This window comes from Streptomyces sp. NPDC059373, from assembly GCF_042751495.1.
Lineage (GTDB): Bacteria > Actinomycetota > Actinomycetes > Streptomycetales > Streptomycetaceae > Actinacidiphila.
In genome coordinates, this window is sequence record NZ_JBHYXC010000019.1 from 92,425 (window position 1) to 105,138 (window position 12,714).

Here is a 12,714-nt window from a genome sequence, read left to right on the forward strand (position 1 = left end):
ACCCCCCGTCACCACACCGGAGTGCCACGCATGACCGCTCACGCCCTGCCCATCTCCCGCATCCCCCGCACCGGTCTGCCGCCGCACGCGGTGGTCGTCGGCGACCCGGCCCGCGCGGCGGAGGTCGCGGCGCTGCTGGACGACGGCCGCGAGGTGTCCCACCACCGGGAGTACCGGACCTTCACCGGCAGCTGGAAGGGGACGCCGCTGGTGGTGTCGTCGCACGGGGTGGGGGCGCCCGGCGCGATGTGCCTGTTCCAGGAGCTGGCGGAGGCGGGGGTACGGACCGTCATCAGGCTCGGCACGGCGGGGGCGATCCGGGCCGGGATCGGTGACGGCGACCTGGTCATCGCGGAGGCGGCGGTACGGGACGACGGGGTGACGCAGCAGCTGCTGCCGCCGGAGTACCCGGCCTTCGCGGCGCCGGAGGCGGTGTTGGCGCTGCAGCGGGCGGCGGTGGCGGCGGGGGCGCGGCATCACCGGGGCGTGGTGTGGACACGGGCGGCCTTCCAGCCGGGTTTCATCGCGCTGCCCGGGGACACGTACACGCGGGCCGGGATCGCGGCGATCGAGATGGAGCTGTCGGCGCTGCTGGTACTGGCCTCGACCCGGGGCCTGGTCGCGGGCGGGATCCTGGTGGTCGACGGGGCAAATGCGGACGAACTGGTCGACGAGGAGGCCACCGGCGGCTACAATCCGCACCGCGACGTGGTCGCCACCGGGGTCGCTCTGGGCAGCCGGGTAACGTTGGACGCTGTGCATCTGCTGGCGACGACCGAGGGCGACCCGAAGTGACTGACATCGACCTTCTGGTGCACGGCGGCGACATCCTGACCGTGGACGCCGCCGGCACCGTCGTCCCGGCCGGTGCGGTGGCCGTGCGCGACGGCGAGATCGTGGCGGTCGGCCCGGCCGACGAGCTGCGCTCCCGGTTCGAGGCCGCCGAGGAGATCGACGCCACCGACTGCCTCGTCCTCCCGGGCCTGATCAACACGCACACCCACCTCGCGATGACGCTGCTGCGCGGCTGCGCCGACGACCTGACCCTCCAGGGCTTCCTGGAGCGCGTCATCCCCCGCGAGGCCGCGCTGCTGTCCCCTTCCCACGTCGCCTCGGCGCTGCGGGTCGCGGTGGCGGAGAGCGTACGGTCCGGGGTGACCGCGGCGCTGGACATGTACTGGTTCCACGAGGCGGCCGAGGCGGTCGCGGCGGAGGCGGGCTGGCGGCTGCTGACCGGGCCGACCTTCATGGACGTGCCGGGCCCGCCGGACGGACGGGCGTACGAGGACCGGCTGGCCTGGGCCCATGAGGACCTGGCCGCCCGGACGCCCGCGCCGGGTACCCGGCCGGTGCTCTTCGCGCACAGCACGTACACCCTCTCCCCCGCCCAGCTCACCGACATCGCGGCTCTCGCGCGCGAGCACGGCGCGCTGCTGCACATCCATGCCGCCGAGAACGCCGCCGAGGTCGCGACCGTCGTCGAGCGGCACGGCAAGCGCCCGGTCGAACTGCTCGACTCCCTCGGGCTGCTCGGCCCCGACGTGCTGCTCGCCCACGCCGTCGACCTCACCGACGCGGAGATCGCGGCGCTGGCCCGCACCGGGACGGGTGTCGCGCACTGCCCGGTGTCCAACCTCAAGCTCGGCTGCGGCATCGCGCGGGTCACCGACCTTCTCACGGCGGGCGTCACGGTCGGCCTCGGCACGGACGGCGCGGTCAGCTCCAACACCCTGGACCTGGTGGGCGCGATCCGGGTCGCCGCCCTCGTGCACAAGGCGGCCGGCGACCCGACCGCCGTCACCGCCGAGCAGGCGGTGCGGATGGCCACCATCGAGGCCGCCCGCGCCCTCGGCCTGGCCGACCGGCTGGGCTCGCTGGAGGCCGGCAAGCGCGCCGACCTGCTGGTTATGGACCTGGCACGGCCGCATCTGACGCCACGTCATGACCCGTGGTCGATGGTCGCGTACGCCGCTGCCGCCGCCGACGTACGCGACACCGTCGTGGACGGCCGGATCCTGATGCGGGACCGCGAACTCCGCACCCTGGACGAGGCGTCCGCCCTCGGCTCCCTGCACGAACTGGCCGACACCGCATGACCGAGCGCACCGTCACCCGGGGCTTCACCGGCCGCGCCACCGCCGCGGACCGCGACCCCCGGCTGCCGCCCGGCCAGTACGACGCCCGCGACACCTGGCCCGTGCTGTCGGCCGAGGTCACGCCCCAACTGGCCGAGGCCGACTGGACGTTCCGTATCGACGGACTCGTCGCGGCCCCCCGCACCTGGGGCTGGGAGGAGGCGCACGCCCTCCCCCGCTCCGAGTACCGGGGCGACATCCACTGCGTGACGACCTGGTCGAAGTTCGACGTGCGCTTCGCCGGTGTCAGCCTCGACGCCTTCCTCGCGGAGGCCCGCCCGGCCCCCGAGGCCACGCACGTCCTCGCCTACTCGCACACCGGCTACACCACCAACCTCCCGCTGGCCGACATGACCGGTGGCCGCGCCTGGATCGCCTGGGAGTACGACGGCGAGCCGCTCGCCCCCGAACACGGCGGCCCGGCCCGGCTGATCGTCCCCCACCTCTACTTCTGGAAGAGCGCCAAGTGGATCGCCGGGCTCCGGCTCCTCGACCACGACCAGCCCGGCTTCTGGGAGGCCAACGGCTACCACCACCGGGGCGACCCCTGGCGGGAGGAGCGCTACTCCGGTGACTGACACCTTCGTTCCCACCACGGCCTTCGCCGTCCCCGGCCGGATCGCGGTCGGCAACCGCGCCGCCGCCACCTGGCAGCGTGCCGTCATCACGGACATCCGCCGCGAGACCCCGCGCGCCGCCACCTTCCGGCTGGCGGTCCCGCGGTGGCAGGGCCATCTCCCGGGCCAGCACCTCATGCTGCGCCTCACCGCCCCCGACGGCTACACCGCGCAGCGGCACTACTCCATCGCCTCGGCGCCCGACGATTCGGGCCACCTCGAGCTCACCCTCGACCACGTCGACGGCGGCGAGGTCTCCGGCCACCTCCACACCACCGCCCGCCCCGGCGACACCGTCGAGGTCCGCGGCCCCCTCAGCGGCTTCTTCGCCTGGCCCGGCGACCGTCCCGCCCTCCTCCTCGGCGCCGGCTCGGGCGTCGTCCCCCTCATGTCCATGATCCGCCACCACCGCCTCCGCGGCCTGGACCTCCCGCTGCGCCTCCTCGTCTCGGCCCGCACCCCCGCCGACCTCGTCTACGCCGCCGAGTACGGCCCCGAGACCACCGTCATCCACACCCGTACCGACGGCCGCCTCACTGCCGCGCACCTCGAACCCCACCTGGGCGGGCACCAGCCCCCCAGCGGCTGGGAGGCGTACATCTGCGGCAGCAACGGCTTCGCCGAGCACGCTTCGCGTCTGCTGGTCGCCGGTGGACAGCCGGTGGACCGGATCCGTATCGAGCGATTCGGCTGATCAGCGGAAACAGGGTATTCTGAGCACGTTCCACCGGGACGTGGCGCAGCTTGGTAGCGCACTTGACTGGGGGTCAAGGGGTCGCAGGTTCAAATCCTGTCGTCCCGACGGTGTGAAGGGTCTTCGCCGGCGAGAGCCTGTGAGGGCCCTTCTTTTTCGTGGCGGGCTTCTCGACGCAGTTGGCATGGTCACTCAAAGGCACGGCGAAACGACACGCCCTCAGTCGGCGCGGGTGGGGGCCGGCCGGATCATTGAGCGGCCGGAAAGTACCTGGCCAACTCCGTGCGGGAGGCGTCGTCGAGTTCGACGCCGGCGGCGTGGAGGTTCTCGGTCAGGTGCGTGCGGGTGCGGGTTCCGGGGATGAGCAGAATGTTCGGTGCGAGGTCGAGAAGCCACGCGAGGGCGATCTGCGCCGGGGACGCCTGCAACCTGGATCCCAGCGCGGCCAGTACAGGGCTGGTGAGGATCTCGTTCTGGACCCCGCGCGGCCACCCGAGCGGGCAGAACGGGACAAAGGCGATGCCGTGTGCCGTGCACTCGGTCAGGATGTCCGCAGAGCTCTGGTCCGCCAGGTTGAACAGGTTCTGCACGCAGACGATCTCTGTCTGGTCAAGGGCTCGCAACAGGTGCTGCCGCGAGATGTTGCTCAGGCCGATGCCGTCGATGAGGCCCTCGTCGCGGGCTCGGATCAGGCTCGCCAGTTGGGCGTCGAACCGTTTGCCAGGCGCGGACTGGTCCACGATGCGCAGGTTCACAGCCGCCAGGCGGCTTGTGCCGAGGGTGGCCAGGTTGTCTTCGATGCCCTGGCGCAGTTGGTCCGGCTCGTCGAAGGGCAGCACCGCGCCATCGGCGTCGCGGCGGGCGGCCACTTTGCTCACGATCGCCAAGTCGGCCGGGTAGGGGTGCAGGGCCTCGCGGATGAGGTCGTTCACCACTCCCGGTCCGTAGTAGTGGGCCGTGTCGATGTGGTTGACCCCGCTCTCGACCGCGGCGCGCAGCACACGCAGGGCTTCGTCGCGGTCGCGCGGCGGCCCGAAGACGTTGTCGCCGGCCAGTTGCATCGCACCGTAACCGACTCGGCGTACGCGCCAGGGGCCGAGTGCGAATGACCCAGCCTGTTCGAGATCTTGCATGGAACCTGACACGAAGTCTCTCCTTTGCCGAGGCCACTCGGCCGTGGGGTGCGCGCGATGGTGTGGCTGTGTTGACGGACTGCGTGCCGAACGCCTGTGGAGACGCCCCCCGGCGGCGGGGGCCTGCTCTTGCCGTGCTCAGGCGTGGACCTGGGAGCCGTAGCCGAGGTCGAGGCGGATGGACTCGAGGATTATGAAAGCGTGGCTGGCGGTGTAGACGTCGGCGGCGGCCAGGACGCCGGTGTACTTCTTGATGACCGGGGCGGCGGCGTACTCGGCCTGGGCGTCCTGGTAGGTCTTGACGGCGGCCCAGGTGTTGTCGCCGTACTTGGCGAAGAACGGGGTCGGGTCGACGGTGGCCATCGCGGTCTTGACTCCGTCGACGATGTCCGTGACGTATTGCTGGTAGGTGGTCATGTCGTCACGGGTGCCGAGGCGGCCCATGTGCCCGCCGATGTGGTGGGTCCACGGGTAGGCCAGGGCCTTGGCCGGGGCGGCGATGGAGCCCGGGATGTCCTCGTTGAGGTTGAAGTTGCTGAACGGCACCCAGCCGGGCAGGTTGATGTCGACGAGCATGAGGGTGTCGTGGTCGGGGAAGTGAATGTAGATGTTGTCCGGGGTGTGGTTGGTCCCCTGGTAGGCCAGTTCGATGCGCTCCCCGCCGACGCGCAGGGTCTTGTGGTGCTCGAAGGTGACGTCCGGTGCCGGGCGGGCCGGGTCGTTGTCGCGCAGCAGCAGCCGGCGGGTCTCGGTGTGGCCGATCCGCTCCACGTCACGGCCGAACAGGGACGAGCCCCCGAGATGGTCGGCGTGGTGGTGGGAGTAGACGATGTGGGTGACCTTGTTGGAGGTGCCGTTGGCGGCGGCGACCTGGTCGATGGCGCGCTGCAGGTTGTGCCCGATGGTCGGGGGCGCGTCGAACAGTACGACGCCTTCCCTGGTCGTCAGGAACGCGGCCTGGTAGGTGGCGTCGGTGACCCAGTACAGGTTCCGCTTGATCCGGCCGACGTAGTAGCCCTGGGCGTTGACCGCCGGGCCGAGTGCCGAGGCCGGGATCGGGGCGTAGTCCGGCAGTCCGGTGGAGTCGGCGGCGGCCGGCTCGGCGAGGACACCGCCGGCCACGGCGGCGATCGCCGGGACGGCCGCGATCGTCGCCGACCGGGCCAGGAACGAACGACGGTTCGTGGAGGAATCGAGCTCAGACATGGTCGCTACGGCCTTTCACGATGAATCTTCGGGGGCGGAGGCACGGGGTAGTTCGCGGGCGAGTCAACGTCAGTAGTTGCGGGTGTAGCCGCCATCGGCGGCGATGAACTTGGCGGTGACGAACTCGGCGTCGTCGCCGGTGAGGAACAGCACCGTGCCGACGATGTCCTCGGGCGCGGCGGGGCGCTTGATCGCCTGCTCGTCGGCGAGGAGCGAGTCGATGTCGGGCGGCATGGCCCCGTCGGCGACCGTTTCGTCGATCAGGGGGGTGCGGGTGAAGGCCGGGGACACGGCGTTGACCGTGATGCCGTAAGCGGCGAGGTCGTTGGCCAGGCCGCTGGTCAGGCCGAGGATCCCGGCCTTGCTGGCCATATACGGCGTCATGTCCCTGGTGGTGGTGTAGATCGACGAGGAGCTCATGTTGACGATCCGTCCCCAGCTGCGCTCCCGCATGTCCGCGGCGAACGCCGTGGCCATCAGGAACTGGGAGTCGAGGTTGATCGACAGCACGCGGCGCCAATGGGCGAAGTCGATGTCGGCCAGCGGTGCCACGGCGGCGATCCCGGCGTTGTTGACCAGGATGTCGGTCGGCCCGCAGGCGGCGCGCACTGCTTCGTGCAGTGCCCGCACGGCGGCCGGGTCGGACACGTCGGCGATCAGGGGGACACACGTGCCACCGGCCTGCTCGATCTCCTCCTGGGTCTGCTCGGCGGCCGTCAGGTCGACTGCGGCAACCGTCGCGCCGCGGCGCGCCAGCCCGCGGGCGATGGCGGCGCCGAGACCGCGGGCCGCGCCGGTGACGACCGCGACACGGCCCGCGTGGGTGGCCGGCGGTGCGGTTTGAGCGGGATCAGTGTTCTCCGGCATGGGATTTCTCCTTGCAGCGCCTTGACTCGGTAGTCGGGGTCAGCCGCCGTAGGTCGGCAGGATCGCTCCGCTGATCGGTGCGGCGGCGTCGCTGACGAGGAAGGCGATCACTTTCGCGATCGTCCTGCTCAGGGGTGGACCTGCGAGCCGGCGCCAAGGTCGAGGCGGATCGCCTCTGCTCCCCCGCCGTCGGCGGCAGCCTGCCGCCACTGACCTCCGACGTAGGGCTTGCACACAGGTACTTCAGGCATGGCAACCCACCCTCGGCCAAATTATTTGCTTGCGTCGGCAATAAGATTCTCCCCCCTGCTCATCGCTTGTCAAGCAACTCCCACAAGCAGCCCCCGGCTGTTGTGCGCCAGCAGCCGGGGGCTGCCGACGTCGAGCCCCCAGGATCCGTTCGGCCAGCCCCGCGATGACAGCAATGCCGAACGTCCCGTCGCCCGGACAAAGATCGCCCCGCGCGTTTTCGACCCGTCGCGGACACCCGTCCCCGCCGCAGCACACCCAGAGCTCGCGGCTTCTCAGCCCAGACCTGGCAGCGGTCGAGGCCGCTTCCGCCAGGACGACAGGAGAGATAGGCAGGCTCCCTGCTATAGTTTGTCAGGCAGCCTGCGCAAAATTGGCGCCCGCGCCTACCGCGGCGGCTCTCAGGACAGCGGAAGCAGGAAGGGAGGAGCAGCGTCTTGGGAATCACCACAGACGCCACCTCTGTACAGCAGGACAAGACTCGGTCGGGAAAGCCCTTCGGGCCGACATTCGTGACCCCGCTGTACATGGGCGCCATACTCAACCCGATCAACAGTTCGATGATCGCGCCTGCCCTGGTGGCGATCGCAGCCGCGATGCACACCTCCGTCGGCGGCACCGCGATCCTGATCTCGAGCCTGTACCTGACCAGCGCGATAGCGCAGCCCGCGGCTGGGCGGCTCGCGGAGGAGTTCGGGCCCAGGCGGGTTTTCTTCGCCGGCATCCTCCTCGTCCTCGCGGGGGGCATCCTCGGCGCGGTCGCCCGTGACATGCCGTCCCTGGTCACGGCCCGCGTTCTCATCGGAGCGGGCACCTCCGCCGGATACCCGTCCGCGATGCTGCTGATCCGGCGGCGGGCGCAAGCAACCGGCCTGCAGGAACCGCCCGGCAGTGTCCTGGGTGGCCTGGCGATCGCAGGCGCCGCCACCGTCGCCATAGGCCCCGCCATCGGCGGATTGCTCATCGGATGGCTCGGCTGGCAGACGGCTTTCTGGATCAACATCCCCGTCGCGGGCGCGGCCTTCGCCATGGCGTTCACCTGGATCGCCAAGGACTCCGACCGCGTGCGCGGCCGCTCCGCGCGCGCCCTCGTCGCCCGCCTCGACCTACCCGGCATCGTGGGATTCGGCGGGGCGCTCACCGCGCTGCTGGTCTTCTTGTCCTCACTGCCGGACCCCGACTGGACGGCGTTGTTGATATCCGCCGTGATCGCCACCGGCCTCGTGGGATGGGAACTACGCGCCGCCAATCCTTTCCTGAACGTCCGTCTGCTCGCCTCGAACCTCGCGCTCACCCGCACCTACCTGCGCAACGGCCTCACCCTGCTGGGCACCTATGTGATCCTCTACGGGCTCACCCAGTGGCTGGAGGCCTCCCGCGGACTGTCCGCCTACCAGGCAGGCCTGGTCCTCGTCCCCATGGGTGTCCTGTCGGCGGTCTCCGCCCGTGTCGTATCGCGGCGCACCCGCGTCCGGGCACCGCTGATCGTCTCGGCGCTTCTCCTGCTCGTGGGAGCCGCCGCCACCCTGTTCCTGGACGGCAGCACGCCGGTGATCGCGGTGATCGCGGTCACGGCACTGTTCGGCCTCACCTCCGGGGCCGGCACCGTGGCGAATCAGACGGTCCTGTACAAGGAAGCGCCCCCCGAAAGCGTCGGCACCGCGTCAGGACTGCTGCGCACCTTCGGCTACATCGGCTCCATCGCCTCGGCGGCCATCACCGGCGCCGCCTTCCGCACCCACGTCGACGACGCCGGCCTCCAGCACATCTCCTGGGCTCTGGTCGGTATCGCTGCCTTCGTACTCGTCATGACGGTCTTCGACCGGCACCTGGCCAACACCGACCGCCAGTCCGCCCACTGACACCCCTGCCCCCAACCATCCGGAAAGATCAGAAAGATCAGGTAATGACCACCGTCGCCCCGCACCTCGCCCCCTCCCGCACCGCCCTGCTCCTCATGGACTTCCAGCCGGCTGTCCTCGCCGCAGTCCCCGATTCGGACCAGGTGCTCTCCCGCGCACACGCGGCCCTGTCCTGGGCCCGGTCCAACGACGTCCAGGTCGCCCATGTCCGCGTCGCCTTCGCCGCCGAGGACTTCGCCGCCGTCCCCGCCCGGAACAAGGCCTTCGCCGCCGTCGCCCAGAACGGGTTCCTCGCCGACGGCAGCCCTGAGGCCGCACTGCACGAGTCGTTCGACGTGCACGAGCAGGACATCACCGTGCGCAAGATCCGCATAAGCGCCTTCGCCGGCACCACCGACCTGCGCACCACCCTTCGCGACCAGGGTATCGACACGCTCGTCCTCGCCGGACTGTCAACGGGCGGAGTGGTATTGACGACTCTTCGGCAGGCCGCCGACGACGACTTCCAACTCTACGTCCTCAAAGACGCGACCGCCGACCCCGACCCCGAGGTCCACCGCGTCCTGACCGAGAAGGTCTTCCCCCATCAGGCGTACGTCATCGACACCGACGAACTCGGGACGCTGAGCAAGACGGCCTGAGGCCTTCGGTCCGGGCGTGCCCCGCGCCGCCCGGACCCAAGCCGACCCCGGACAGGGTCGGTATGCGTGCCCGTGAGGACCTTCCCGTCACCTGTCGCTGTCCGCGAGTCGGTTCATGATCGCCGCGGCCTTCAGCAGGGTCTCGCGCTCGCCCGCTCGCAGGTGGGCCTCAATCGCTGTGCCGAGCCAGGTCACACGGGCAGCCGGGATCGTTTCGATCAGTGCCCGCCCCCCGGGTGTCGCGTGGATGAGCGCCTTACGGCCGTCGCTGGGATCCTTGCTGGTGGCGATCAGACCTCCGGCGCGAAGAGCCGCGAGCGTCTCGGCCATCGACTGACGGCGCACGTGCTCGGCCTGCGCCAGCGCGCTGGCCGTGACAGACCCCTCCTCGACGATCCGGCCCAGAGTGGTCAGCTGCGACCAGGTCCACTGCATATCGTTCGGCGCCGACTCAGTGCGCATCCGTGCTCGCAGCCGGGTCATCGCCTTCATCAACTCAGCGGCGGCCTCGGCTTCGGGCTTCGGGTCACTGGTCATCCGCCAACCATAGCCAGTACGCAGGTCACCTGCCGTTACGTGGTCCGGCCTGCCACTCAACGCCAACCAGCCGGCGCACTGCTCGGTGGCGAACTCCAAGCATATAAGTGGCCTACGTTCGGGCCGTGCCCACCTCCGACAGGCGTCGTCAGGCCGAGGAGCCGACGCGATCACGGTCAGACGGGGCCCATCTCCTGGGGCGTTCGGCCGAGTTGGAACTGATCGACTCTTTGCTCGCCGGACACGGCGACGCCGTACGGAGTGACGAGGAGCCGGCGGCGACGATCGAGCCAGGGATCTCCGCCTACGGACACCCGACCTCGACCGCGCCCATGGGAGGACCCGACGACGAGTGCGCCGTCGTCGACGAGTCGGGGACCGTCAAGGTTTCGCCGAGCGCCGTCTGATGGTCGACTGCACCGAGACACGCCCCTCCGCGCCCTGAGGGGTCACAGGTCGGCTGTTTCGTCCCGTGCCAGTCGACGTGCCACGGCAAGTCCCCACGGGATGCCGAGGAGGACGACGAGCGCGAGTCCGAGAACCAGTGGCGCGGGACGTGCGGCGCCGAGGGCCATGGCCGCGAGGGCCACGGCGACGCAGGTGCGGGCCAGCGGCCGGTAGAGCCCGCGGTCCAGGCTCCAGACGCGCAGGGAGGTCGCAAGCACCATCGTCGCGCAGAGCACGATGGCCGCGCCCCCGCAGAGCGCCCAGGCCGTGGCGGCGGGGGTCCGGCTGTCGTGGGCGTGTTCGACGAGGCCGACCATCGCGGCGCCCATGGCGGCCACCGCGGCCGTGAGCGGCAGGTGAACCAGCATCCACTGCACGGTGCTCGCGCGGGTGGGCCTCGGCTGCCGGTGTCCGGCGAAGTCGAAGTATGTCCACCAGGCACCGAAGCCGACGACGACGGCGACGAGCCCGACGGCGAGGGTGAGCGCGTTGGTCGGCTCGTGGGCCAGTCCGTCGACCACTCCGGTCACGGTCTCGCCGAGCACGATGATGATGAACAGCCCGAACCGTTCGGTCAGCGCGTCGGTCACGCTGAGCGCGACCGCCTGTACCGGGGTGGCCGTACCGACCATGACCGCGAACCCCGCCAGGTAGGCGACGGCCAGAAGGCCCCACGTCAGCACGCGGACGCCCGCGGGCAGGGCGGCGCTCGCGGCCAGGACGACCGCGCAGGCGGCCGTCCCGGTCACGAACAGCGTGCTGGGACGGCGGAATTCGGGGCTGTCACCGCGTGCGGCGAGCAGCCACAGCACCGCCAGCACCGCGAACAGCACCCCCGCGTCCACCGCGAACGCGACTCCGCGTGCGCCGCCCGCCTCGGGGATGAACGCACCCAGCGGCACGAGCACCAGGATCTGCAGCAGGAACATGCTCCGGCCGCGGGCGTCCTCGTGCCCGTGCAGTTCGTGGTGGAGCGTGCCGTTGAACCAGGCGATCCACACCAGCGCGAACACCGCGGCGAACTCACCGAGCCCGCGCCAGGTCAGATGCCCGGCGAAGTGGTGGCCGGCCTGGGCGACCAGCACGACCACGACCAGGTCGTAGAACAGTTCGAGCGGGCCGACCACTCGCTCGCGCGGCTGCTCGCCATGGGCGCGCGGAGGCTGCCACAGCTGACGGCGCAGCCGGGCCCACCGCTCGTGTCGCGAGGTCATGCCCGCAGCGTAGAACTTCAGCGGACGAGACCCTCGGACACGGCCCACAGCCGGACCGCGTTCTCCCGATCCAGGGCGTACGGCGCGACGCCGGCGACGGCACCGGCTCGCTGAGCGACCGGCTCGGCCTGCGCACAGTCCTCGAAATAGCGGCCGGTGATGCCCTCCACCGTCGGCGAGGCGGCCAACAGCACCGAGGTCGCGGCGCCCTGCTCCACCGTCTTCTGCGGTGGCAGTGCGAGTTCGCCCGAGGCGATGAAGGCGGCGACCTGCTCCATGTCCATGTGCCGGGCCAGGGACGTCTCGCCGATGTTGCCCGGCATCAGAGCGTTGGCGGTGATGCCGTCGTCGGCCCATCGCTCGGCGGCACCGACGGCGAACAGGGCGTTGGCGGTCTTCGACTGCCCGTAGGAGGTCCATGGGTCGTAGGGGCGGAAGCGGTAGTCCAGGTCGTCGAAGACGACCGGTGAGAAGAGGTGACCGATGGAACTCACCGAGACGATCCGTGCGCCGTCCGCCGCCGCGAGTGCCGGGTGGAGGCCGGTGGCGAGGGCGAAGTGGCCCAGGTGGTTGACGCCGAACTGCCATTCCCGGCCGTCAGGTGTGCGGGTGAGTTGCGGCGTGGCCATCACTCCGGCGTTGTTGACCAGGATGTGCAACGGGCCGTGCCAGGCCGCCACGAACGCCGCGACCGTCGACCGGTCGGCCAGGTCGAGCCGCCCCACTGTCAACTGTCCTGATCCGGGCGGCAGTTCTTTCTGCAGGCGCACCGCCACGCGGGCACCCGCGTCGGTGTCCCGCACGGCCAGGGTGACGTCGGCGCCCGCCGCGGCGAGCGCCCGGGCCGTCTCCACCCCGATTCCGGAGCTGGCTCCGGTCACCACAGCCCGGCGGCCATGCAGGTCGACGCCGTCGATTACCTCGGCGGCGGTTGTGCTTGCCCCGAACCTATGCGGCGACTGAGGTACGGACATGACGTGTGTCTCCTGACGTGAGTGCGGCCGGGCCGCACCCGGGACGGAAGCTCCGGATTCGGGACCGTATGGCCGGCTGGGGCATGGGCGGCTTTCGAGACGCGAGGGCTTGGGGGCTGTGTTTGGGGGCGGGGTGTT

14 protein-coding genes and 1 tRNA gene are annotated in these 12,714 nt (G+C 70.7%); 8 read left to right on the top strand and 7 right to left on the bottom strand.

From position 1 onward, the window contains the following. Positions 1 to 30 precede the first annotated feature (30 nt). From ACFXJ5_RS24320 to ACFXJ5_RS24340, 5 genes are all read left to right on the top strand, one after another. Positions 31 to 795 carry a nucleoside phosphorylase gene (locus tag ACFXJ5_RS24320; protein ID WP_384634720.1) on the top strand — a complete coding sequence of 255 codons (765 nt, stop codon included), beginning with the start codon at positions 31 to 33 and terminating at the stop codon, positions 793 to 795. Next, positions 792 to 2,096, top strand: coding sequence for an amidohydrolase (locus ACFXJ5_RS24325; protein ID WP_384634723.1), 1,305 nt, complete (start codon positions 792 to 794; stop codon positions 2,094 to 2,096). The genes ACFXJ5_RS24320 and ACFXJ5_RS24325 overlap by 4 nt, the downstream gene beginning before the upstream one ends. Continuing rightward, positions 2,093 to 2,713, top strand: a complete 621-nt coding sequence (locus ACFXJ5_RS24330) for a sulfite oxidase-like oxidoreductase (RefSeq protein WP_384634725.1) — start codon at positions 2,093 to 2,095, stop codon at positions 2,711 to 2,713. The genes ACFXJ5_RS24325 and ACFXJ5_RS24330 overlap by 4 nt, the downstream gene beginning before the upstream one ends. Next, positions 2,706 to 3,446, top strand: a complete 741-nt coding sequence (locus ACFXJ5_RS24335; RefSeq protein WP_384634728.1) for a ferredoxin reductase — start codon at positions 2,706 to 2,708, stop codon at positions 3,444 to 3,446. The genes ACFXJ5_RS24330 and ACFXJ5_RS24335 overlap by 8 nt, the downstream gene beginning before the upstream one ends. A 34-nt stretch (positions 3,447 to 3,480) precedes the next feature. Further along, positions 3,481 to 3,554: transfer RNA gene (locus ACFXJ5_RS24340), tRNA-Pro, on the top strand. Positions 3,555 to 3,694: 140 nt separating this feature from the next. Here the strand turns inward: ACFXJ5_RS24340 and ACFXJ5_RS24345 are convergent. From ACFXJ5_RS24345 to ACFXJ5_RS24360, 4 genes are all read right to left on the bottom strand, one after another. Further along, positions 3,695 to 4,579, bottom strand: coding sequence for an oxidoreductase (locus tag ACFXJ5_RS24345; RefSeq protein WP_384634880.1), 885 nt, complete (start codon positions 4,577 to 4,579; stop codon positions 3,695 to 3,697). 138 nt (positions 4,580 to 4,717) lie between these two features. Beyond that, entirely contained in the window at positions 4,718 to 5,785 is a 1,068-nt protein-coding gene (locus tag ACFXJ5_RS24350) for an MBL fold metallo-hydrolase (RefSeq protein ID WP_384634731.1), read from the bottom strand. A 69-nt stretch (positions 5,786 to 5,854) separates the two neighbouring features. After that, positions 5,855 to 6,652 (bottom strand): SDR family NAD(P)-dependent oxidoreductase, encoded by a 798-nt coding sequence (locus ACFXJ5_RS24355; RefSeq protein WP_384634734.1) that lies wholly within the window; start codon positions 6,650 to 6,652, stop codon positions 5,855 to 5,857. A gap of 128 nt (positions 6,653 to 6,780) precedes the next feature. Then, positions 6,781 to 6,903, bottom strand: a complete 123-nt coding sequence (locus ACFXJ5_RS24360; RefSeq protein ID WP_384634737.1) for a hypothetical protein — start codon at positions 6,901 to 6,903, stop codon at positions 6,781 to 6,783. Between the two features lie 435 nt (positions 6,904 to 7,338). Between ACFXJ5_RS24360 and ACFXJ5_RS24365 the strand changes: the two genes are divergently transcribed. Together ACFXJ5_RS24365 and ACFXJ5_RS24370 are read left to right on the top strand one after the other, a co-directional pair. After that, positions 7,339 to 8,763, top strand: coding sequence for an MFS transporter (locus tag ACFXJ5_RS24365; protein ID WP_384634740.1), 1,425 nt, complete (start codon positions 7,339 to 7,341; stop codon positions 8,761 to 8,763). Between the two features lie 44 nt (positions 8,764 to 8,807). After that, positions 8,808 to 9,404, top strand: a complete 597-nt coding sequence (locus tag ACFXJ5_RS24370; protein WP_384634742.1) for a cysteine hydrolase family protein — start codon at positions 8,808 to 8,810, stop codon at positions 9,402 to 9,404. 87 nt (positions 9,405 to 9,491) lie between these two features. On the opposite strand, the gene ACFXJ5_RS24375 is transcribed toward ACFXJ5_RS24370, so the two are convergent. After that, a complete protein-coding gene (locus tag ACFXJ5_RS24375) occupies positions 9,492 to 9,941 on the bottom strand; it encodes a MarR family winged helix-turn-helix transcriptional regulator (RefSeq protein ID WP_384634745.1) in 450 nt (149 codons plus the stop codon). Between the two features lie 125 nt (positions 9,942 to 10,066). On the opposite strand from ACFXJ5_RS24375, the gene ACFXJ5_RS24380 reads away from it, so the two are divergent. Continuing rightward, a complete protein-coding gene (locus ACFXJ5_RS24380; protein ID WP_384634748.1) occupies positions 10,067 to 10,348 on the top strand; it encodes a hypothetical protein in 282 nt (93 codons plus the stop codon). Positions 10,349 to 10,390: 42 nt separating this feature from the next. Here the strand turns inward: ACFXJ5_RS24380 and ACFXJ5_RS24385 are convergent, their stop codons facing one another. After that, positions 10,391 to 11,602, bottom strand: coding sequence for a low temperature requirement protein A (locus ACFXJ5_RS24385; protein WP_384634751.1), 1,212 nt, complete (start codon positions 11,600 to 11,602; stop codon positions 10,391 to 10,393). 17 nt (positions 11,603 to 11,619) lie between these two features. After that, entirely contained in the window at positions 11,620 to 12,576 is a 957-nt protein-coding gene (locus ACFXJ5_RS24390; protein ID WP_384634754.1) for an SDR family NAD(P)-dependent oxidoreductase, read from the bottom strand. Positions 12,577 to 12,714 lie beyond the last annotated feature (138 nt).

Excerpts from the sequence above, each read along its gene's own strand:
- ACFXJ5_RS24320 (WP_384634720.1), top strand. The coding sequence starts at position 31 with ATGACCGCTCACGCCCTGCCCATCTCCCGCATCCCCCGCACCGGTCTG.
- ACFXJ5_RS24330 (WP_384634725.1), top strand. The coding sequence starts at position 2,093 with ATGACCGAGCGCACCGTCACCCGGGGCTTCACCGGCCGCGCCACCGCC.
- ACFXJ5_RS24345 (WP_384634880.1), bottom strand. The coding sequence starts at position 4,579 with ATGCAAGATCTCGAACAGGCTGGGTCATTCGCACTCGGCCCCTGGCGC.
- ACFXJ5_RS24350 (WP_384634731.1), bottom strand. The coding sequence starts at position 5,785 with ATGTCTGAGCTCGATTCCTCCACGAACCGTCGTTCGTTCCTGGCCCGG.
- ACFXJ5_RS24355 (WP_384634734.1), bottom strand. The coding sequence starts at position 6,652 with ATGCCGGAGAACACTGATCCCGCTCAAACCGCACCGCCGGCCACCCAC.
- ACFXJ5_RS24360 (WP_384634737.1), bottom strand. The coding sequence starts at position 6,903 with ATGCCTGAAGTACCTGTGTGCAAGCCCTACGTCGGAGGTCAGTGGCGG.
- ACFXJ5_RS24370 (WP_384634742.1), top strand. The coding sequence starts at position 8,808 with ATGACCACCGTCGCCCCGCACCTCGCCCCCTCCCGCACCGCCCTGCTC.
- ACFXJ5_RS24375 (WP_384634745.1), bottom strand. The coding sequence starts at position 9,941 with ATGACCAGTGACCCGAAGCCCGAAGCCGAGGCCGCCGCTGAGTTGATG.
- ACFXJ5_RS24385 (WP_384634751.1), bottom strand. The coding sequence starts at position 11,602 with ATGACCTCGCGACACGAGCGGTGGGCCCGGCTGCGCCGTCAGCTGTGG.
- ACFXJ5_RS24390 (WP_384634754.1), bottom strand. The coding sequence starts at position 12,576 with ATGTCCGTACCTCAGTCGCCGCATAGGTTCGGGGCAAGCACAACCGCC.